This is a genomic window from Streptomyces sp. Inha503, from assembly GCF_047215865.1.
GTDB classification, from domain to species: Bacteria; Actinomycetota; Actinomycetes; order Streptomycetales; family Streptomycetaceae; genus Streptomyces; species Streptomyces lycopersici.
The window spans coordinates 6,220,435-6,241,161 of sequence record NZ_CP178360.1 but is presented as its reverse complement, the minus strand read 5'-3'; the positions used below and the strand labels follow the sequence as shown (position 1 = coordinate 6,241,161).

At 72.9% G+C, this 20,727-nt stretch carries 15 protein-coding genes, 1 tRNA gene, 1 other RNA gene and 2 pseudogenes; 14 read left to right on the top strand and 5 right to left on the bottom strand.

What is annotated here, in order from left to right; translation table 11 throughout:
* Positions 1-118 precede the first annotated feature (118 nt).
* From ACJX2R_RS25675 to ACJX2R_RS25660, 4 genes are all read left to right on the top strand, one after another.
* Positions 119-1,387: an NAD(P)/FAD-dependent oxidoreductase gene (locus tag ACJX2R_RS25675; RefSeq protein WP_413102049.1), complete on the top strand. Its 1,269-nt coding sequence runs from the start codon at positions 119-121 to the stop codon at positions 1,385-1,387.
* 100 nt (positions 1,388-1,487) lie between these two features.
* Complete coding sequence (locus tag ACJX2R_RS25670) at positions 1,488-1,946, top strand: SRPBCC family protein (RefSeq protein WP_413102048.1); 459 nt, start codon at positions 1,488-1,490, stop codon at positions 1,944-1,946.
* 141 nt (positions 1,947-2,087) lie between these two features.
* Positions 2,088-2,867: an IclR family transcriptional regulator gene (locus ACJX2R_RS25665; protein WP_413102047.1), complete on the top strand. Its 780-nt coding sequence runs from the start codon at positions 2,088-2,090 to the stop codon at positions 2,865-2,867.
* A 137-nt stretch (positions 2,868-3,004) separates the two neighbouring features.
* On the top strand, positions 3,005-4,120 hold the full coding sequence (locus ACJX2R_RS25660) for a PP2C family protein-serine/threonine phosphatase (RefSeq protein WP_413102046.1): 1,116 nt from the start codon (positions 3,005-3,007) through the stop codon (positions 4,118-4,120).
* Between the two features lie 43 nt (positions 4,121-4,163).
* Here ACJX2R_RS25660 and gdhA read toward each other — a convergent pair whose 3' ends face one another.
* Complete coding sequence (gdhA, locus tag ACJX2R_RS25655; RefSeq protein WP_413102045.1) at positions 4,164-5,510, bottom strand: NADP-specific glutamate dehydrogenase; 1,347 nt, start codon at positions 5,508-5,510, stop codon at positions 4,164-4,166.
* A 346-nt stretch (positions 5,511-5,856) separates the two neighbouring features.
* Here gdhA and ACJX2R_RS25650 point away from each other — a divergent pair, with 346 nt between their 5' ends.
* The gene (locus tag ACJX2R_RS25650; RefSeq protein ID WP_413102044.1) at positions 5,857-6,633 is read left to right on the top strand and encodes an ABC transporter ATP-binding protein; all 777 of its coding nucleotides are present in this window, start codon (positions 5,857-5,859) and stop codon (positions 6,631-6,633) included.
* Positions 6,634-6,662: 29 nt separating this feature from the next.
* Complete coding sequence (locus ACJX2R_RS25645) at positions 6,663-9,233, top strand: FtsX-like permease family protein (protein ID WP_413102043.1); 2,571 nt, start codon at positions 6,663-6,665, stop codon at positions 9,231-9,233.
* Positions 9,234-9,460: 227 nt separating this feature from the next.
* Here ACJX2R_RS25645 and ACJX2R_RS25640 read toward each other — a convergent pair whose 3' ends face one another.
* Positions 9,461-10,138, bottom strand: coding sequence for a LuxR C-terminal-related transcriptional regulator (locus tag ACJX2R_RS25640; RefSeq protein ID WP_413102042.1), 678 nt, complete (start codon positions 10,136-10,138; stop codon positions 9,461-9,463).
* Complete coding sequence (locus ACJX2R_RS25635; protein WP_413102041.1) at positions 10,126-11,292, bottom strand: histidine kinase; 1,167 nt, start codon at positions 11,290-11,292, stop codon at positions 10,126-10,128. The genes ACJX2R_RS25640 and ACJX2R_RS25635 overlap by 13 nt, the downstream gene beginning before the upstream one ends.
* Before the next feature lie 223 nt (positions 11,293-11,515).
* Here ACJX2R_RS25635 and ACJX2R_RS25630 point away from each other — a divergent pair, with 223 nt between their 5' ends.
* Entirely contained in the window at positions 11,516-11,683 is a 168-nt protein-coding gene (locus ACJX2R_RS25630) for a hypothetical protein (protein ID WP_413102040.1), read from the top strand.
* A 75-nt stretch (positions 11,684-11,758) separates the two neighbouring features.
* Here ACJX2R_RS25630 and ACJX2R_RS25625 read toward each other — a convergent pair.
* Positions 11,759-12,145 (bottom strand): annotated as a pseudogene (locus tag ACJX2R_RS25625) (ArsR family transcriptional regulator); the annotation flags it as partial.
* A 312-nt stretch (positions 12,146-12,457) separates the two neighbouring features.
* Between ACJX2R_RS25625 and ACJX2R_RS25620 the strand changes: the two are divergent.
* A pseudogene (locus ACJX2R_RS25620) lies at positions 12,458-12,624 on the top strand (flavoprotein); the annotation flags it as partial.
* A 104-nt stretch (positions 12,625-12,728) separates the two neighbouring features.
* On the opposite strand, the gene ACJX2R_RS25615 reads toward ACJX2R_RS25620, so the two are convergent.
* Positions 12,729-12,813 (bottom strand) — tRNA-Ser (locus ACJX2R_RS25615).
* 481 nt (positions 12,814-13,294) lie between these two features.
* Here ACJX2R_RS25615 and ACJX2R_RS25610 point away from each other — a divergent pair.
* The 6 genes from ACJX2R_RS25610 to ACJX2R_RS25585 all read left to right on the top strand — a co-directional run bounded on the left by ACJX2R_RS25610 (position 13,295) and on the right by ACJX2R_RS25585 (position 20,705).
* The gene (locus ACJX2R_RS25610; RefSeq protein WP_413102039.1) at positions 13,295-13,951 is read left to right on the top strand and encodes a CDP-alcohol phosphatidyltransferase family protein; all 657 of its coding nucleotides are present in this window, start codon (positions 13,295-13,297) and stop codon (positions 13,949-13,951) included.
* On the top strand, positions 13,948-14,796 hold the full coding sequence (locus ACJX2R_RS25605) for a phosphatidate cytidylyltransferase (RefSeq protein WP_413102038.1): 849 nt from the start codon (positions 13,948-13,950) through the stop codon (positions 14,794-14,796). Before ACJX2R_RS25610 ends, ACJX2R_RS25605 begins: the two co-directional genes overlap by 4 nt.
* 203 nt (positions 14,797-14,999) lie before the next feature.
* Positions 15,000-16,142 carry a 1-acyl-sn-glycerol-3-phosphate acyltransferase gene (locus tag ACJX2R_RS25600; protein ID WP_413102037.1) on the top strand — a complete coding sequence of 381 codons (1,143 nt, stop codon included), beginning with the start codon at positions 15,000-15,002 and terminating at the stop codon, positions 16,140-16,142.
* Between the two features lie 127 nt (positions 16,143-16,269).
* Entirely contained in the window at positions 16,270-17,703 is a 1,434-nt protein-coding gene (locus tag ACJX2R_RS25595) for an MFS transporter (RefSeq protein ID WP_413102036.1), read from the top strand.
* A 175-nt stretch (positions 17,704-17,878) separates the two neighbouring features.
* An RNA gene (ffs, locus tag ACJX2R_RS25590) (signal recognition particle sRNA small type) lies at positions 17,879-17,975 on the top strand.
* A 75-nt stretch (positions 17,976-18,050) separates the two neighbouring features.
* Positions 18,051-20,705 (top strand): DNA polymerase III subunit gamma and tau, encoded by a 2,655-nt coding sequence (locus ACJX2R_RS25585; protein WP_413102035.1) that lies wholly within the window; start codon positions 18,051-18,053, stop codon positions 20,703-20,705.
* Positions 20,706-20,727: the final 22 nt, after the last annotated feature.

The following is a 20,727-nucleotide window of genomic DNA, read 5'->3' as shown; positions in this document are numbered from 1 at the left end:
AAGGCTCCGTTTGTCCTGAGCGACAAGGCCGGGCCGTGCGCTCTCGGCCGCCGGGCCAGTGCGGTGCCCCGCCCCCTCCCCCGATGATGGCGTTTCACCCATGGGAAGGAGCGCATCCGTGCCCACTGCCACCGGTCCGTCCCGCCCACCCCACAGCGCCGTCGTCATCGGCGCGGGCATGGTCGGCCTCGCCACCGCGTGGTCGCTGCTGAACCACGGCGTCGAGGTCACCGTCGTGGAACGGCGCCACCCCGCGGCCGGGGCGTCCTGGGGGAACGCCGGTTGGCTGTCGCCGGCCCTGACGCTGCCGCTGCCCGAACCGGCGGCGCTCCGCTACGGGCTGCGCAGCCTGGTCTCCCCCGAGTCACCCGTCTACATCCCGCCCCGGCCCGACCCCCGGCTCGCCCGTTTCCTGCTCACCTTCACCCGGAACTGCACCCCGCGCCGCTGGCGGGTCCTGGCCGCCACCTTCGCCACGCTGAACCGCCATGCGCTGGACGCGTACGACGCGCTCGCCGCGGACGGCGTCGCCGAGCCGACCCGGCCCGCCGAACCCTGTCTGATCGCCTTCCGCACCGCGGCCGAGCGCGCCGCGATGGTCGAGGAGCTGGAGCGCGCCCGCGCGGCCGGTTTCACGATCGCGTACGAGCGGGTCGACGGGGACCGGGCCCGTGCGCTGGAGCCCGCGCTGGGCGACGGCATCGGCGCGGCCGTGGAACTCCACGGCCAGCGCTACCTGAACCCCGGGAACTTCGTCCGCGCCCTCGCCGACGCGGTGCGCGAACGCGGCGGCGAGATCCTGGAGCGGACGGAGGTGTCCGCTATCCGGGACCTCGGGCGAGCGGGCGTGGCCGTCACCACCTCGGGAGGCGAACTCCGCGCGGACGTCGCCGTCGTGGCCACCGGCGCCTGGCTGGACCCGCTGGTCCGACCGTTCGGGGTCCGGGTGCCGGTCCAGGCCGGACGCGGCTACAGCTTCAGCGTCCCGGCCGAGGGCGCCCCCACCCGCCCCACCTATCTGGCCGCCCAGAAGGTCGTCTGCACCCCGCTGGGCGAGGGCCGGGTGCGGGTCGCCGGAATGATGGAGCTGGCCCCCGCGGACCGGCCGGTGGACCCGCGCCGCATACAGGCGATCATCGCGGCGGCCCGTCCGCTGCTGCGGGGCATCGACTGGGAGGCCCGTACGGACACCTGGGTCGGCGCCCGCCCCTGCACCCCCGACGGGCTGCCGCTGATCGGCCCGACCGGCTCGCCGCGCGTCTACGTCAACGGCGGGCACGGCATGTGGGGCGTGGCCCTCGGCCCGCTCAGCGGACGGCTGCTGGCCGACGCCATCGCGACCGGCACCTCCCCGGCCGAACTGGCCCCGCTGCATCCGCTGCGCTGAGCGGACCCGCTCTCCGCCCGCTCATGTGCTCATGTTTCGGCTCGGCGGTCCCGGAAACCCGCCGTGGTGCGCGACGCGACAACGTCGAAAGGAGTCACCGATGAGCACCGTGCGGGAGTCCGTCGAGGTTGGGGTTCCGCTCCACACCGCGTACAACCAGTGGACCCAGTTCACCGAGTTCCCGAGGTTCATGGAAGGCGTGGACCAGGTCACTCAGGTGGACGATCGCCATAACCACTGGGCGACCTCCATTGCCGGTGTGCACCGGGAGTTCGACACCGAGATCGTGGATCAGCTACCCGACGAGCGCATCGCCTGGCGCACCACCTCCGGTGATGTCCAGCAGCAGGGCCTGGTCACCTTCGAGTCCATGGACGAGCGCCACACCCGGGTCAATCTGGCGCTGGTCTTCGAGCCGAGCGGGATGGCGGAGAAGGCCGCGGACATGACCGGGACGCTCGACCGGCGGGTGAAGGGGGACCTGCGGAGGTTCAAGGACTTCATCGAGCACCGCGGTGAGGCGGAGGGTGCCTGGCGCGGCCGGATCTCCCCCGGCTGACCACGCCGCACCGATCCGAACCATCAGCCCGTGAGGGCGCCGACCGCACCGGTCGGCGCCCTCACGCGCGTCTCCTGGAGATCGGATCCAGCACGAGATCAGATCTTGCTCATCCGGTCACACCAGGAGCAAGCTGGATATATGGGTGCTGGAACGGCGCCTACGCTGATCTCATCCGTTCAGCGGGCTTTCCGGTTGATGGAGGCAGTGGGCGCGCACGAGGGCGGTGCGCCGGCCAAGCGGCTCGCCCGGGAGACCGGCCTGCCGCTCGCCACCACGTACCACCTGCTGCGGACGCTGGCGCACGAGGGCTATGTGTCCCGGCTGGACGATGGCGGCTTCGTGATCGGCGACAAGCTGCGCGCCCTCGAGTCCGGCAGCCGTGAGCAGGCGATGCTCGCCCGGGTCCGGCCCACCCTGGCCGCGCTGCGCGACGAGCTCTCGGCCGCCGCGTATCTCACCTTCTACGACGAGGGCGAGATCCGGGTCGTGGATATCGTCGACGGCCCGCAGGCGCCCCGGGTCGATCTGTGGGTGGGGTGCGAGGACGCCGGACATGCCACCGCGCTGGGAAAGTGCGTGCTGCGCGAGCTGGGCGACGAGGCCCGCCGCGACTACCTGTCCCGCCATCCGCTCGTCGATCTCACCCCGCGCACCGTCACCCGCTCCGACGACCTGCTGCGCCGCCTGGACTCCCCGACCGGAAGTCCCCTGGTCGCGGACCTGGAGGAGTACGCGCTTGGCACGGTCTGCTTCGCGGTGCCGATCTACTGCGGGGACCGGCTCGGCTCGCTCGGGATCTCGCTGCGGGCGGACCGGCTGGCCCGGTTGGCGGAGCTGGACCCGCACCGTGAGCTGTTCCGGACCCATCTGGTGCCGACGGCGAGCCGGGTGAGCCGGAACCTCTCGCTCACTATCTGAAAACGCAGGCCTTGCCGAATCTATCGAATCGCTGTTTCTCTGGATGAAACGGACATCCCCGGGTGTCACCCCTGTATCACCCCGGCACCACCCCCGGTATCACTTGCCCCCGTGGAGAGAGAGCAGCGCAGCAGGTCATGTTCCTGGCCCGACTCCGCCCGTACGACCCGGACCAACCGGACAGCACTGGGCTCATAGCCCCCGCGGTCCCCGTCATCATCATCTGTGGTGTGGCTCTGCTCGCCCTCGTCACCTCGGAGGGGCTGGCCTGGCTGCCACTGCTCGCCGTGGGCCCGGCGCTCGCCGCCGCCCACTCCGGACCGTACGGAGTGATCCGGATCGGGGTGCTCGGCGTGGCGGCGGGCGCGCTGCTGGGCGCCCAGGGCGACGAATCGCTGCGCACCCAGGCGATCATCCTGGCCACGCCCGCCGCCGTGGCCCTGGCGAGCTGTGGGGCCAGCGCCCTGCGCAGACGACGTGAGCGGGTCCTCGCCGCCGTCCGCTCGGTCGCCGAGGCCGCCCAGAACGCCCTGCTCACACCGGTGCCCGCCCAGGTCGGTCAGTTCCAGGTGGCGGTCCGCTACAGCGCCGCGGCCGCGGAGGCACGGGTGGGGGGCGACCTCTATGCCCTGCTGCCGACCCCGCACGGGGTGCGGCTGATCGTCGGCGACGTACGCGGCAAGGGGCTGCCCGCGGTGTCCACCGCCGCCCTGGTGCTCGGCGTCTTCCGCGAGGCCGCCTACGACGAGCCGAACCTGCTCGACGTCGTCGCCAGGATCGAGCGCAGCCTGTCCCGCAACCTGGCGCCGGACGACTTCGTCACCGCCGTGGTCGCCGGATACCCCTGTGAGGGCCGTATGGAGCTCGTCAACTGCGGACACGCCCCGCCGCTGCTGGTCGGCGAGACCGGGGTCGTCGCCGTGGAGCCCACCCGACCGGCCCCGCCGCTCGGCCTGGCCTCCCTGGGCGGCGAACTGCCGAGCCTCCAGGTGGTGCCGTTCGCCGACGGCGACCAACTGCTGCTCTACACCGACGGGGTCATCGAGGCGCGGGACCGCGGCCGGGAGTACTTCCCGCTGCTGGAACGCGTGCCGCGGCACATATGCGACGAGCCGTCCCGCACCCTCGCCTCGCTCCACGACGAACTGCTGTCCCATGTGGGCGGTCGGCTCCACGACGACGCGGCGCTGCTGCTGCTCCGCAAGCCGGTGCTGGACGCGGTGCGGCCGGTGGCGGATACGCCGTCGACGTGACCCGTGGCCGGTGTGGCCCGCTCGGCGCCTCTGGCGGATCGGCTCAGACGATGCCCTGGGCGGCCATCGCCTCCGCCACCCGCACGAATCCGGCGGCGTTCGCGCCCAGGGCGTAGTCGTCGGGGGAGCAGCCGTAGCGGTCGGCGGTGGTCCGGCACAGGGTGTGGACCTCGGTCATGACGGCGGCGAGGCGCGCTTCGGTCTGGGCGAAGGTCCAGCGCTCGCGGGAGGCGTTCTGCTGCATCTCCAGCGCGGAGGTGGCCACCCCGCCCGCGTTGGCGGCCTTACCGGGGCCGAAGAGCACATCGGCCTCCCGGAAGATCTCGATCGCCGCCGGGGTGCAGGGCATGTTGGCGCCCTCGGTCACGGCCATCACACCGTTCTTGACCAGGGAGATCGCGCTCTGCTCGGTCAGCTCGTTCTGGGTCGCGCAGGGCAGTGCGACCTCACAGGGCAGCTCGAAGACCGAGCCGCGGCCGGAGAAGACGGCGCCCGGCTTGGCGTCGGCATAGGCGGAGATCCGCTGCCGCCGGACCTCCTTGATCTCCTTGAGCAGCGCGAGGTCGATACCGCCCGGGTCGACCACATGGCCGGAGGAGTCGGAGCAGGCCACCACCCGGCCGCCGAGGGCGTGGACCTTCTCGATGGCGTAGAGGGCCACATTGCCGGACCCGGAGACGACGACCGTAAGGCCGTCGAAATCCCTCTCGCGGGTGCGCAGCATCTCCTGGGCGAAGTGGACGGTGCCGTACCCCGTGGCCTCGGTACGCGCGGGTGAACCGCCCCAGGCGACCGGCTTACCGGTCAGCACACCGGCCTCGAAGCGATTGGTCAGCCGCTTGTACTGGCCGAAGAGATAGCCGATCTCGCGAGCGCCCACCCCGATGTCCCCGGCCGGCACATCGGTGTGTTCGCCCAGGTGGCGGTGGAGTTCGGTCATGAAGGACTGGCAGAACCGCATGACCTCGCCGTCCGAGCGCCCCTTGGGGTCGAAGTCCGCACCGCCCTTGCCGCCGCCGATGGCGAGGCCCGTCAGCGCGTTCTTGAAGATCTGCTCGAAGCCGAGGAACTTCACGATGCCCAGATCGACGCTGGGGTGGAAGCGCAGGCCGCCCTTGTAGGGGCCCAGCGCGCTGTTGAACTCCACCCGGAAGCCCCGGCTGACCTGGACCTCGCCGTCGTCGTCCACCCAAGGCACCCGGAAGACGAGCTGCCGCTCCGGCTCGCACAGCCGCTCCACGATCCGGGCCTCCAGATACTCCGGATGCGCGCCGAGCACGGGGGCGAGGGCCGGCAGCACCTCGCGCGCCGCCTGGTGGAACTCGGACTCCCCGGGGTTGCGGTGCACGATCTGCGCGTAGACGGCCTCGATACGGGCGCTGACGTCCATGGGTGCGTGCTGCCTCTCTGTGGGCTTCTGTCTTATATGCCGGTCCTGCGGGGGTCCAGGATCTTGTCCCCGGCGGGGTTCACCGTGGCGGCGCGCCCGGGGAGTCGCCCGCGGACCGGGAAGACCTGGAAGGGCGCGGGGGAGAGCGCCGGAGGGAGAACCGGGGGAGACCGGGGAGACCTGCGGAGATCGAGAGGTGGTGTAGCCGGCTCCACCCCCGGGCCGGAGCCCCGTACCCCTCCCGGTACGGGACCGCGCTCTCTCCCGCCCGACCGCGCCCGTTTCTAGCGTTCTTCGTGACCGGCGGACCCGTTTGATCCGCCCGGCGTGACGGAGGGGCGGAGAGATGAACCGGCACTGGCGCGGCCGTACGACGGCCACCGCGGAGCGGACGGGGACCTGGCACCACGCGCTGAGCCTGGACGGGGTCACCCGGGAGTACCAGCCGGGGGCGGTGGCGCTGCACCCCATCCATCTGACGGTGCCGCGCGGGCGGTTCCTCGCGGTGATGGGCCCCTCGGGATGCGGGAAGTCGACCTTGTTGCAGTGCGCCGCCGGGCTGGACCGGCCGACGGCGGGCACGGTGCGCATCGGCGGCACGGAGCTGTCCTCGCTGAACGAGGCGGCCCTGACCCGGCTGCGGCGGGAGCGGATCGGTTTCGTCTTCCAGGCGCACCACCTGGTGCCGTCGCTGAGCGTGGCGGAGAACGTCTCCCTGCCGCTGATGCTCGGCGGCCACGGCGTCGACGGCCGGGACCTGCGGGCCCTCGCGGCGGTCGGGCTGGGGGACCGGGGCGGCGCCATGCCGTACGAACTGTCCGGTGGGCAGAGCCAGCGGGTGGCGATCGCCCGCGCGCTGGTCACCTCGCCCGACATCGTCTTCGCCGACGAGCCGACCGGGGCGCTCGACCCCGCCGCCGCGGAGGAGGTGCTGACACTGCTGCGGCGGGCCGTCGACCGTGACGGCCATACGGTCGTCATGGTCACCCACGACCCGTTCGCCGCCGCCTGGGCCGACGAGGCGCTGTTCCTGATGCGGGGAAAGCTGGTCTGGCGGCAGGAGCGGCCGGAGACGGCCGACATCCGCCGCGTCCTCAAGGAACTGGGAGGGCGGACGGCATGAAGGCTCAAGGAGCTGGGAGTGCGGGCGGCATGACGGCTCAAGGGACGGGGAGGGCGGACGGCATGAAGGTGGCCGCCCTACTGGCCTCGCGCGCCACTCGTGCCCACCGTAAGGCGTGGACGGCGGTCTTCGCCGCGCTCGCCCTCACCTCCCTGCTGCTCGGCGCCTTCGGGCTGACCCTCGTCTCGGCCTGGAGCGCGCATCCACGGGTGGAGCGGTACGCCGGGGCCGATCTCGTCGTGGCCGGCGACCAGACCACCCGCTTCAGCGCGACGGCCCTGGGCGAGCGCGAGACCGCGAGCGCCGGGCTCACCGAGCGGGTCCGGATCCCCCGGACGGCGCTGAGCGTGGTGCGAGCGGTGCCCGGGGTGCGGACGGCCGTCGCCGACGTGGAATTCCCGGTGGGCCTCGCGGACCGGGCCGCCACCGGCCACCCCTGGGAGACCGCCCGTCTGGCGCCGTACGCGCTACGCGCGGGCCGCGCCCCGGAGCGGGCGGACGAGGTGGTGGTGGGCGGTGGAGCGGGCCGCGTCGGCGCGCGGCTGACGCTGCGCGTGGGCGGCCGGGACGCGTCGTACACCGTCGTGGGCGTCGCCGACGGCCCCCGTACGGCCGTCTGGTTCACCGGTGCCGAGGCCCGGCGCCTGTCCGGCCACCCGGAAACCCTGGACGCCATCGGGGTCGTCGCCGGACCCGGCACGGACCAGGCGGAGCTGGCGGGGCGGGTGCGGAAGGCCCTCGACACGGCCGGTGTCACCGACGTCGGGCACCGCGCGGACGGCGACCCGGCCACCGTGCGCGTCCTGACCGGAAGCGAGCGCGGCGAGGCCGAGTTCCTGGCCGCCACGCCCGCCCGTGGCGAGCTGCTGGCGGCGCTCGGCTCCGTGGCCGGAGCCGTCGTCCTCGTGGCACTGCTCGTCGTGTCGTCGACCATCGTTCAGGCGCTGCGGCAACGCTCCCATGAACTGGGCCTGTTGCGGGCGGTCGGCGCCACCCCCGGGCAGCTGCGCGGTGCGGTGGGCCGGGAGGTCGGGCGGGTCGCGGCCTGGGCGGCGCTGGTGGGCGCGGCCGGGGCGGCCCCCGCGTACCTGGGGCTGCGCGCGCTGCTGGACGCCCGGGGCGCGCTGCCCACCGGGCTCGAGCTGACGCTGCCCCCGCTGCTGTGGCCCGCGCCCCTGGTCACCGCCGCGGTCACCGTCCTGGTGGCCCGGATCGCGGCGCTCATCGGCTGCTCCAGGACCGCCACGGCGCGCCCGGCGGAGGCGCTGCGCGAGCGGGCACCCGGCAGGGCACGGGGCATCACCGGGCTGGTGCTGCTGGGCGTGGGCACGAGTTCGGCCGGAACGGCCGCCCTCCAGCAGGGCACGACCGCGGCGGCCGCGGCCGGTGCGGCGGCGGTGACGATGGTGATCGCCTGCGCCGTGCTGGGGCCGTGGATCGCCGAGGGGGCGATGCGGCTGCTCGGCGCCCCGCTGCGGCTGTTCGGCCCCGGTGGCCGCCTCGCCGCCGCCAACTGCGCCGCGTCCGCCCACCGGCTGGGCGCGGCGATCACCCCGATCGTGCTGGTCACCGCGTTCGCCGGGGTTCAGCTCTCCGGGGGCGCGACGATGACCCACGCGGGGGACGCCCAGGCCCGCCGGGTGCTGCGCGCCGACTTGGCGGTGCGCGCGGACGGCGGCCTTACGGCCGGTGCGGTGGAGCGGATCCGCGAGCTCCCCGGGGTGCGGGCGGCGACGGAGGCCGTCCCCGGCACGGTACTGCTGGCGCGGAGCCAACTCGGCTCGCCCGAACTCGAGCGGCTGCCCGTCTTCGGCGTCACCCCGGAGCGGCTGACGCGCACCCTCGACCCGGGCGTGCGGAACGGGAACCTCGCCCGGCTGCGCCCCGGCACGGTCGCCGTCGGCGCCGACCGCGCGGACTCCCTCGGCGCCCGGCCCGGCTCCACGGTGACCCTGCGGTTCGGAGACGGCCAGGAGGCGAGGCTGCGGGTCGTGGCGACGTACGAACGCTCCCTCGCGCTCGGGGACTTCCTCCTCTCCCGCGATGAGCTCCTGCGCCACACATCGATGCCCGGCGCGGGGCGGATCCTGGTCGCGGCCGCGCCCGATGCCGACCGTAAGGCGCTCACGAAGGCGCTGGCGCGGGCGGTTCCCGGGGCCCGGGTGGAACGGGACCCGGCGCCCGTAAGGGGCGAGGCGGCGGGCCAGGCACTGGCCGAAGTGGTGTCGCTGGCGGTGGTCGCGGCCATCGGGGCCTTCACGGTGATCGCCGTCCTCAGCACCCTCGACCTCATCGCCACCGGACGCCGCCCCGAACTGCGCCTGCTACGTCTCGCGGGCGCGGGCCGACGCCAACTGCGCCGGATGCTACGGCTGGAGGCGGCGGCCACGGTGGTGACCGGCCTGGTGGTGGGCGCGGCCGTGGCATCCGTCCCGCTCCTGGCCTTCAGCGCGGCCACGGCGGGCACGCTGCCGTACCTACCGCCGACCCAGGCCGCGGCGATCGTCACGGTAGTCGTGGCAACGGCAGCGGCGGGCTCACTGCCACCGGCATGGCCAACGTTGCGGGGCCGGTACGTTTCCAGCCCCTCCGGCGCTTGAGGAGCGGGGTCCGGGGCAGAGCCCCGGCGGGGGTGAGGGGGCGGAGCCCCCTCTTTCGGGAAGGGGCGGGGTGGGGAAAGCCACGGCTCACGCGGCCGCGAACGCCGCCGGGCCGAGCCCCACTGGGCCGAGCCCCGCTGGCCCGCGATCCGCACCGGGGCCGCGAACGCCGCCGGGACCGAGACCCGCACCGGAACCGAGACCCACACCCCGCACCGGGCTCAGCCTCACCCCCTGCCCGCCGACTCCCCCATACTCGTCGCGCCCTTGTTGAGATACGCGAGAACGGCCAGCACCCGCCGGTGCCCACTGTCACTCGGCGGCAGACCCAGCTTGGCGAAGACATTGCCAATGTGCTTGCTGACCGCGCGCTCCGAGACCACCAGCGTCCGGGCGATCGTCGCGTTGTCCCGGCCCTCCGCCATCAGGTGCAGTACCTCGCGCTCGCGCGGCGTCAGGGAGTCCACCGGATCGTCCCGGCGCCGGGTCATCAGCTCCTTGACCACCTCCGGGTCCAGCGCCGTACCGCCCGCGACCACCCGTTCCAGCGCGTCCAGGAACTCCTCGACCCGCCCCACCCGGTCCTTCAGCAGATAGCCGAGCCCGCTCGCCCCGTCGGCCAGCAACTCGGCCGCGTAGGTCTCCTCGACGTACTGCGAGAGCACCAGCACCGGCAGGCCCGGCATCTCCCGCCGCGCCGCGAGCGCCGCGCGCAGCCCCTCGTCGCGGAAGCCCGGCGGCATGCGGACGTCGAGCACGGCCGCGTCCGGGCGGTGTTCGAGGAGGGCGGGCAGCACCTCGGGGCCGCTGGAGGCGACGGCCACCACCTCGTGCCCGGCGGAGTTCAGCAGCAGGACCATGCCCTCCCTCAGCAGAGCGTTGTCCTCGGCGATCACCACACGCACGGCAGCTCCACTTCGATCAGCGTCGGCCCCCCGACGGGGCTGGTCATCTCCACGGTCCCGTCGAGCGCCGCGACCCGGCGCCGCATGCCGAGCAGCCCGCTGCCGCCCGAGGGATCGGCACCGCCCCGCCCCTCGTCCCGTACCGCGACCCTCAACCTATCGGGCATCCGGACGAGGCCGACCGACGCCTGCCGCGCCCCGCTGTGCTTGGCCGCGTTGGTCAGCGCCTCGGCGATCACGAAGTACGCGGCGGCCTCGACCGCCGCCGGGGCGCGGGGCCCGTCCGCCACCCCGTCGTCCCGTACGGACACCTCGAGCCCGCTGCCCGCCGCGAGCGCCCGTACGGCGCCCACGAGTCCGCGGTCGGTGAGGATCGGCGGATGGATGCCGCGCACGACATGGCGCAGCTCGGTAAGGGCCTCCTCCGCCTGGTCCTGCGCGTCCGCCAGCAGCTTGTGCGCCGCGTCGGGGTCCTTCTCGTACGCGCGCCGGGCCAGCCCCACCCGCATCGAGAGCGCCACCAGGCGCGCCTGCGCACCGTCGTGCAGGTCCCGCTCGATGCGCCGCAGTTCCGCCCCGTGCGCGGCGACGGCGCCCGCCCGGGTCTCGGACAGCTCCTCCACCCGCTCGGCGAGCCGGGCGCTGCGCAGTGCCTCCGGCGACGGCAGCAGCAGCGCCCGCGACCACGCCGCGTCGAGGTCGACGAGCCGCTCGATCAGCGGCAGCACCACGGCCCGTTGCTTCAGCAGCCCGCACCACACTCCGTCCACGAGCAGCCCGATCACCCACACCGGTATCGCACCGCAGGCCAGCAGCCAGCCGTAACCCGCGTGGGCCACCATCCAGCGCAGATCGCGGTAGGTGGCCGGATCCCCGACCGCCGCCCGCGCCCGCGCGAACGCCTCCCCGGTCAGCGGCCGGTACGCCTCGGGAACCGGCTCGCCGGTCCAGGCGCCCACCAGCCGCCGCTTGTACCCGGCCGTCCTGCGCAGCAACAGCACCGACTCGGGCAGCACCCCGGCCCCCACGACGGTGGCCATCGCCACGGCGGCGAAGATCACCACCCCGATGGACAAGTACGAGGCCAGGGCCAGCCCGGCCGCTCGCAGCAACTCGACCGAGGCCCACCCCGCCCGCCGCACCGTCTCCCGCATGGTCGTCAGGCTAAGCGACGGGCTGGGCCCGCGGGAGCGGAGTGCGCCGGCCGGTAGGTGAATCGGTGGGGGTGTAGCCCGCTACACCCCGGATCCGGGGGAGTGGCCCATCGAGCGGGCGAGGCGAACCCGGAATCGTAGACCTCAGCAAACGAACCCCCGGTCCAAGGAAACAAACCCCGACCCACCGGCCCGCCAAGGGCCCCTCCGAGAGGAACCCCTCATGAAGTCCCTGCTCTGGCTGGTCCTGGCCCTCGCCGCCATGGTCAACGTCGCCACCAGCTTCGCCTTCGACGGCATCGCGCAGATCCTGGTCAGCAGCGTCACCGGCCTCACCGCCATCGCCGCCGCCACGGCCCTCTACCTGACCCGCGACCGCCGTACCGTCTGAGCGGGTGCACCGGCACCTACCTCACCCCTCACGCGGTCTTCCGCAAGCGCGCTCCCGGGTCGCTCAGGCGGTCGCTCAGGCCCCGGCCCCGGCATCGTCGTCGGTCCCGGCGGGATCGTCGGGTACGAGCACGAAGCTGATGATGTGGCGGGTGCGGCCGTCACCCGGAGTGGTGTGGGTGCGGCGGGCCACGGCGGCTTCGATCTCTTCGACGAGTTCGGCGAATTCCTCGTCGGTCAGCCATACCGCGCCCTGCCGGTAGACGACACCTTCGCGGGCGGGATCGGCGTCGTCGCGGGAGAGATAGCGGTCGAAGTCGGCCATCAGGGCTCCGGTGAACACGGTGAAGGCCTGGCGGTGATCGTCCTTGGTCATGGCGGTACGGGCGTCGGCGTCCACGACGGCTTTGTCCTGGCGTACCCGGTAGCTGCGTTCGACGGTGCCGCGAACCTGCTTGCCCTGACAGCCGCTCTTGCCGCTCTCACCTTGATCGAACGGCCCGCCGAAGTGGCGAGGATGCTCCTAGAGAATCAGGGCCAGTGGGAGCCCGCGCACTGGAGGCAGGAAGACGGCATCTGGATCAATGATGGCAGGCATTCCCACCGAAACCCCCGCAATGCCTTCGCTCTGTCCGGGGGTCGCCTTCTGGAGATCAGCAACGCGTTGAACGGCGAGAAGCGGCAGCCCCACCAGGCATCCAGCTGAAGCTCTGCGCTCGATAGGGGCGGCACGGCCGCTGATGCGTCGGCCGATCCCGGCCCCCGAACGGCGTGCCCGCGCCCCCTTCCACCGCCGGACGCCATCGCCGTTGCTCCGGCGACTTTCAACGCATGGGCGTGCTGATCGCCGACTACGAGCCGCACCAGCCGAAGGCGGGTGGCGGTCGCGACACGTTCCGGTGGGAGCAAGCGCTGGAGCTGCTGAGCCCCATGGCGCGGTGATCGCGGAAACGGAGCACCAGGCCTGTGCCGTGCCGCAGCACAGGATCACGAAGGGCCCGGATCGTGATCGGTCCGGGCCCTTCGGTTGCCCTCGTGGGCGGCTGCGGAGGATACGAGATTCGAACTCGTGAGGGGTTGCCCCCAACACGCTTTCCAAGCGTGCGCCCTAGGCCTCTAGGCGAATCCTCCGCGGAACACTCTACCCCACTTGGAGGGGTGCGCTGACACCGTCGGCGGTGCGTACCGGGTGCTCTGTGGGGCACGCCACTTTATTGGCCGGGGGAGGTCAATGTCCGGCGGAATCGAGATAAACCGGACGGAGTGCCGTGGTCGATGGCTGATGGTCGATGGCCGGTGGGAGTGGCTTCGGGCTTACGGCCGGTGGTCGTCGACGGATGTGGGCTCGGCGGCGGGCGGATGGTTCGTCGCGGGCGTTTTCGGGGGAAAGCGCGGGTCCTCGGACCGAACCGGCTCCGCCGCCTATTCGGGATATGTCGGAGAAACGGGTCGGTGTGGGTCGGGAAAACCGATGCAGAAGCCGGTATTCAGGAGGTCTCTAAAGCGTGGGCTCTGGTGTATTCACTAGTGCCGTAAGACGCGCCTCTGGTGCATTTACTAGCTTCGGGGGCCGGTGCTGTCCTTTTGTTCACCTGCTTGTTACTGTCTCGCCATGAATGGGCTGTACGCGCTCAAGCCGTGGTTCGCCCGCCGATTAACCCTGCTCCGGCGATGGTTGATCCGGAGCGGCGTCTCTCCGAATGCGGTCACCATTGCGGGAATACTCTGTGCAGGCGCTGCCGGGGCATCTTTTGCTGTGCTGCCCGCTCCCTGGGCCGTAGTTCCCGTGGTGGTATTTCTGACGGCTCGGTTGGCCTGCGCGAATCTCGACGGTTCCATTGCCAGGGAAACCGGGAAACAGACCCGCCTGGGTTCGCTGCTGAATGAAATTGGTGATCGCGCGGCGGATCTCCTGGTGATTCTGGGATTTCTGCCGCATGCATCGCCTTCGCTCGTACTCGGTGCGCTGCTGGCCAGTTCGGCGCCGTCATGGATCTCCATCGCCGGGGCCGCGGCCGGAGTGCGGAGAATCAACGGCGGTCCGATGGGGAAGACCGAGCGCTGCCTCGTTATCGCGGTCGCCGCGGCGTCCGGGTGGTATGCGCCCGCCGCGGTGGTGATGGTGGTCGGTTCCGTAGTGACCGCCGGTGTGCGGCTGTTTCAGGTCGTGGCCCTCTGCGACCGCCGTGACGGCGAAGGTGGTCATGTCCGCGAGAGCGGCCGTGTCGGTGAGGATCGTGACCACGATCCTCTGAGTGGTCGGCTGTGACCCCCTTCGCGGGGCCGCTTCCGCCGGAGATGGCGCGGGCCGTGCCGCTCCTCGCCGGGACGCTCACGGTGAGCGGCCTCGTCCTTCTCTTCGTCCGCAACGTCGAACTGCGCCGCCGCTGGCGGACCTGGTGCGTCACCGGACTGGTCGTCTGCGGGACGCTGGGCTTCGGCGCACCCGGAGCCGCCCTGTTCGCGGCCGGGCTCGCGGTGGTGGGCTCCGTCGAGTATGTGCGCCTGGTGGGCCTGCGCCGTGCTGACGGCGCCGTACTGCTGGGTGCCGGGGTACTCCTGCCCCTCATCGCCTGGCTGCGACCCGGGGCGCTCACGCTGCCCACGGCCGGCGTCCTGCTCTGCGCCGCCGCGCTGCCGCCTCTGTTGGACCAGGACGGGGCCCATGGCGCCGACCGCGTGGCCAGGACCACCTTCGGCCTCATCTGGCTGCCCGTTGCCCTCACCGGACTGGTGTCCCTGGGCGACCTCGCCATCGCGATCTGCGTCAGCGTGGCCTTCGCGGACGTGGGCGGCTGGTGCGGCGGGCGGGCACTGGGCCGCTCCGGGCCCCTGAGCCGTCCGCTGTCCGCGCTCTCACCGGCCAAGACGTGGGGCGGAGTCGTGGGCTCCGCCGCCTTGTCCGGTCTGGCGCTGTGGGCCATGGACGCCTGGACCCCGTTGCGCTGGCTTGCCGTGCTGTGCGGTTGCGCACTGGGTGACCTGCTCGAATCCATGATCAAACGAGGTGCCGGGGTCAAGGACGCGGGCCGTTGGCTGCCCGGCTTCGGGGGGCTCCTGGATCGCATCGACTCACTTCTCGTGACCCTTCTCCTGTTGGGAGCCATGCCATGACGAAGGACGCGGCGACCAGGTCGTCATTCATGGCGCGAAGCGATACGGAGGGCGATGCGGGGCCGGAGGGCGATGCGCCACTTGGGGGCGATGTGCGGTCCAAGGGCGATACGCGGTCCGAGGCAGATACGCGGCCAGGGCGGCTCGTCGGCGGCGAAGCGGAGGCCCCCGGACGGCGAGCCCGACCCGCGTTCCGACTTCTGGTGACGGCGTGGCTGCGTCGGCGGCTCTGGCGGACCGTCCTCCTCCTCACCGGTGGTCTCACGGTCAAGGGCAAGCTGCCGAAGGGCGGTTGTGTGGTGGTGGCCAACCACTCCTCGCACGCGGACACGGCGGTGCTCCTCGCCGCGCTCGGCGTCGCCCGTGCTCCCCGGGTGGCGGCAGCCGCCGACTACTGGTTCCGGAACCGGGTGCGCCGCCTGGTGTGTTCGGTCCTGGCCGCCGCCTTTCCCGTACGCCGCCACGGTGGCGGTTACTCCGACCTCCAGGCCATCGCCGGTCCCATGCTGCGCGCCGGACACGCGGTCGTCGTCTTTCCCGAAGGCACCCGAGGAGCGGGCCGCGTGGGCACGTTCCGCCGGGGCGCGGTCGACCTGGCCGTCTCCAACGGTGTGCCGGTGGTGCCCGTTGCCCTGTCCGGCACCGCGGAACTGCTGCCCAAGCGCGGCCGGTTGCGTCCGCACGCCGTGCGGGTGCGGATCGGGCGGCCGCTGACGAGCCCCGACGCCGACACCGCCCGCACGGCGGTCCTCGAACTCCTGGCCGAGATCCGGCCCCGTGACAGCCGGGTCCGGCGTCGGATCGCCCGGCTGGCGGTGTCCTGGAAGGGCCTGGGGCTGGTCGCCGCCTGGTCCTTCACCGAGGCGCTGAGCTGGCCGCTGCTGCCGGAGCTCGCGCTCGCCGTCCTGTGCGTCGCCGCCCCCAGGGCGGGGCTGCGGCTGACCGTGAGCGCCGCCGTGGCCAGCGTCGCCGGAGGTCTGGTCGCACTCGCCCTGTACTCCGGGACTTCCGTCGACCTGCCGCAGCCGCTGACCACCACCCGCATGCACACCACGGCGCAGAAGGAGATCCGGTTGGAGGGTGCCCGCGCGGTACGGCACCAGCCCGCCAGCGGTATCCCCTACAAGGTGTACGCGGCCGAGGCGGGGCGAGCCGGGGTCCCCGCGGGCGAGTGGGTGCTGCGCTCCACGGCGGCCCGGGGACAGCGCATCGTCGGCGTCGGCCTCGTGCTCACGCTGATCGGCGTGCTCACCCAGCGCTGGCGGCGCTTCTTCCCGCAGTACCTGATCTTCGTGGGGGTGGCCTTCATCGCGTTGTTCGCGCTGGTCATCAGCTCGTGGCGGTGACCCGTACCCCCGTCGGACGGTCACCGTGCCCCCTGCCGTACGCCCTGCCGACGCGGCGTGCGCGGGCCGCCGGACCCGACAGCCGTGTGAGGACGACCCCGACAGCCGTATGAGGAGCCGCGCGCCGATGTCCATCCCGCCCATCCCCTCCACCCCGCAAGCGACGCCCCCGGTCGCCTCCGCCCCGCCGGTACCGGACGGAGATGCCCGCCGCATCCTGGCGCTGACCAGCCTCGGCGTGTTCATCGTCTTCCTCGACACCACAATCGTGAATGTCGCCTTCGACACGATCAGCACCAGCTTCGACGCCGGAATCACCCGACTGGTGTGGGTCCTCAACGCCTACACCCTGGTCTTCGCCGCGTTCCTGATCCCGGCCGGGCAACTGGCCGACGCCTACGGCCGCAAGCGCCTGTTCCAGATCGGTCTCATGGGCTTCGCGGTCAGCAGTGCCCTGTGCGGTCTCGCCCCTGGGCTCGGCGTCCTCATCGCCGCACGGGCGGCCCAAGGTGTCTTCGGTGCCATCATCGTCCCGGCCTCATTGGCGCTTCTCCTGCCGGCCTTTCCCCTGGAGCGCCGGGCCACGGCGATCAGCACCTGGGGTGCCATGGCGGCCGTCGCCACCGCGATCGGCCCGACCCTGGGCGCGCTCCTGATCGAATACACCACCTGGCGCTGGGTCTTCCTGCTCAACGTCCCCGTCTGCCTGCTCACCGCGGCCTGGGGTGCCCGCCTGCTGACCGAGACCCGCGGCTCCCGGAACGGCGGCTTCCCCGACCCTCTCGGCGTCGCCATGAGCGCCGCCGCGCCCGCCTTGCTCAGCTTCGCCGTCATCTACGGTCCGCACCTGGGCTGGGACGACCCGCGTGTCCTGGCGACTGCGGTGGCCGGTGTCGTCCTGATCCCGGTGCTGATCCGCCGGTCCCGGTACGCCGCGCGGCCGGCACTCGACCTGAGCCTGTTCCGGATTCGCAACTTCCAGGCGTCCAACGTCGCCACACTGGTCTTCTCCGTGGCCTTCTTCGCCGTTCTGCTCTCCAGCCTGCTGTTCTTGCAGAACGTCTGGCACTACTCCGTGCTGAAGTCCGCACTGGCCGTCAGCCCCAGCGCGCTCGTCACCGCGCTCGTGGCCCCGCTGGCCGGCCGGCTGGCCGAACGATTCGGCTACCGCCCGGTCTTCGTCATCGGTGCCCTCTTCTACGCCGCGGGTGCCGCCGCTCTCGCCCTGCGCACCGGCCCCTCGCCGCACTGGGCCGCGCACTGGCTGCCCACCCTCGTGCTCAATGGCATCGGGGTAGGCCTGGCCCTCTCCACTCTCAACAGCGCCGCGGCGAAGGCGCTGCCACCGGAGCGCTTCGGTGTCGGCACCGCCATCAACAACAGCTTCCGGCAGCTGGGCGCTCTGCTCGGCGTCAGCCTGTTCGTCGCCGTCCTGGGGACGCCGACAAGCGTGACGATCCTGGGGGACTACCACCGGGTCTGGTGGGTACTGGCCGTGATCCCTGTGATCAGCGCAGGGACGTACCTCGCCACCCATCGCGAGCGGGAAGCCGCCGGATGACGCGGGAAGCCGCCGGATGACGTCTGCCGGGGGTGCCCCACTCGCCCACTGGCTGTCGGCCGAACCCTGGCCGAGCCCTGGCCAAATCCTGGCCGAATCCTGGCCAAAAACGGTCCACGACCGGAAGGGGCCCCCGCGGAGTCGTTCGCACCCCGGGCCATCCGCTAAGGTGGGGCGCAGCCCCTCACGTGGCGCTATCTCACCGAACTCCCCCAGGGCCGGAAGGCAGCAAGGGTAAGTGGGCTCTGGCGGGTGCGTGAGGGGCCCCTTGCGTCTGTGGGGGCTGCGGGGGGTGTGGGGATACGGGTGTGGGCCCGTTGTCCGTGGTCCCCGATATCGTCGTAAGCGTGTCGTCCCTCGCGCTGTACCGCCGCTACCGCCCCGAGACCTTCGCGGAGGTCATCGGGCAGGAGCATGTCACCGGCCCGTTGCAGCAGGCGCTGCGCAACAACCGGGTCAATCACGCGTATCTCTTCAGCGGTCCCCGCGGGTGCGGCAAGACGACCAGTGCGCGCATCCTGGCCCGCTGTCTGAACTGTGAGAAGGGTCCCACCCCGGCGCCGTGCGGCGAGTGCCAGTCGTGCCAGGACCTCGCGCGGAACGGGCCGGGGTCGATCGATGTGATCGAGATCGACGCCGCGTCGCACGGTGGTGTGGACGACGCCCGTGAGCTGAGGGAGAAGGCGTTCTTCGGGCCCGCGTCCAGTCGCTACAAGATCTACATCATCGATGAGGCCCATATGGTCACCTCGGCGGGGTTCAACGCCCTGCTGAAGGTGGTCGAGGAGCCCCCGGAGCACCTCAAGTTCATCTTCGCGACCACCGAGCCGGAGAAGGTCATCGGCACGATCCGGTCGCGTACGCACCACTATCCCTTCCGGCTCGTGCCGCCCGGGACGCTCCGTGACTATCTGGGAGAGGTCTGCGGGCGCGAGGCGATTCCGGTCGAGGACGGGGTGCTGCCGCTGGTGGTGCGGGCCGGGGCCGGGTCCGTGCGGGATTCGATGTCGGTGATGGACCAGCTGCTCGCGGGCGCGGCCGACGACGGCGTGACGTACGCCATGGCGACCTCGCTGCTCGGTTATACGGACGGCTCGCTGCTGGACTCGATCGTGGACGCCTTCGCGGCGAGCGACGGGGCGGCGGCGTTCGAGGTCGTCAACCGTGTGATCGAGGGGGGCAACGACCCCCGGCGCTTCGTCGCCGATCTGCTGGAGCGGCTGCGCGATCTGGTGATCCTCGCCGCCGTGCCGGACGCGGCGGAGAAGGGGCTCATCGACGCCCCGGCCGATGTGGTGGAGCGGATGCAGGCGCAGGCGTCGGTCTTCGGCGGTGCCGAGCTGAGCCGCGCGGCGGACCTCGTCAATGAGGGTCTTACGGAGATGCGCGGCGCCACCTCGCCGCGGCTCCAGCTGGAGCTGATCTGCGCCCGGGTGCTGCTGCCCGCCGCCTTCGACGATGAGCGGTCCGTCCAGTCGCGGCTGGAGCGGCTGGAGCGGGGGGCCCTCGCGGGCGGCCTGGGCGGGGGAGCCGGTGCCGGTGGTGTCGGTGGCGGTGTCGGCGGTGGTGGTGTTGGGGGGTCCGGGCCTGCCATGGGGTACGTACCTGGGCCCGATGCTCACGCTCCCGTCGGTCCCCCCGCCGGTGGGCCGTCCGGTCCGGCCGCCGCGCGTGCGGCTATGGCCGGGGGCGGGCCCGGTCAGGGGCAGGCACCGGAGAGTGCGGGGAGTGGCGAGGCGCCCGGTGGGTGGCCCGCCGGGGCGCGGCCCGCTGCGGGCGGCGGTCCGGGCGGCGCCGTAGACAGTGGACAGCAGGGCGGTGCACCGGCCGCGGCCGCGCCCCCGGAGGACGGTGGCGGGCAGCGGCCCGGAGCGTGGCCGTCGGGTGCCCAGGCCCCGGCCGCCGAGGGCGGTGGATCGCGGCCCGGAGCCTGGCCTGCCGCCTCCGCGCCCGGCTCCGGGGCTTCCGGCGCGGGCGGACCGTCCGGTGCCGGTGCCGGTGCCGGTGGCGGTGGCAGCGCGTCCGGTGCGGGCGGTTCGGGCGGTGCCCCTGGGGGTGGCGGTGGACAGGGCGCCGGCGCGCCCGCCCGACAGCCCGGCGGCTGGCCCACGGCCACCGCGCCGGGGCAGGGTGGCGGCCCCTCCGCGCCGACCACCCCGAGCGCCCCGACCGCACCCTCTGCCCCCGCCGCGGGCCGCGCGCCCGGTGCACCCGCGCCCTCCGCACCCGCGCCGGGCGCGCCGGGCATGGCGCAGGGTGCCGTCCAGGTGCGGCAGATGTGGCCGGACATCCTGGAGGCGGTCAAGAACCGCCGCCGCTTCACCTGGATCCTGCTGAGCCAGAACGCGACGGTGTCCGGCTTCGACGGCACCACCCTCCAGCTCGGCTTCTCCAACGCGGGCGCGCGCGACAGCTTTGTGGGCGGCGGCAGCGAGGACGTCCTGCGGCAGGCCCTCCAGGACGCCATAGGGGTGCAGTGGCGGATCGAGGCGATCGTCGACCCCTCGGGCGGCGCCGGACAGCAGGGCGGCGGCCCAGGTGGCTCAGGCGGTCCGGGCGGTCCGGGCGGCTTCGGTGGTGCTGGTGGTCCTGGTGGTTCCGGTGGCCAGGGCGGTCCCGGCGGCTACGGCGGAGGCAGCAGTTACGGCGGAGGCGGTGCCGGTTCCGGTGCCGGCGCCGGTGGCGGGGGTGCCGTCGGCGGTGGCTTCGGCGGTGGTGGTCAGTCCGCCCCGCCCCGCCAGTCCGCGCCCCGGCCCGCTCCCGCCTCCCCGCCCCCGGCCGCACCCTCCGCGTCCTCCGCGACCTCCGCACCGTCCGGCTCCGCGGACGCGGGCCCGCCCCCCGAGGCGGCGTACCGGGAGCCCGAGCCGCCGCGGGTCTCGATCGAGGACGACATGCCGGCCGAGGACGACCCGGATCTGGACGACACCGCGCTGAGCGGGCACGACCTGATCGTCCGCGAGCTGGGTGCCACGGTGATCGAGGAGATCGTCAACGAGTAGGAGGCGCGGGCCCCGCCCCCGT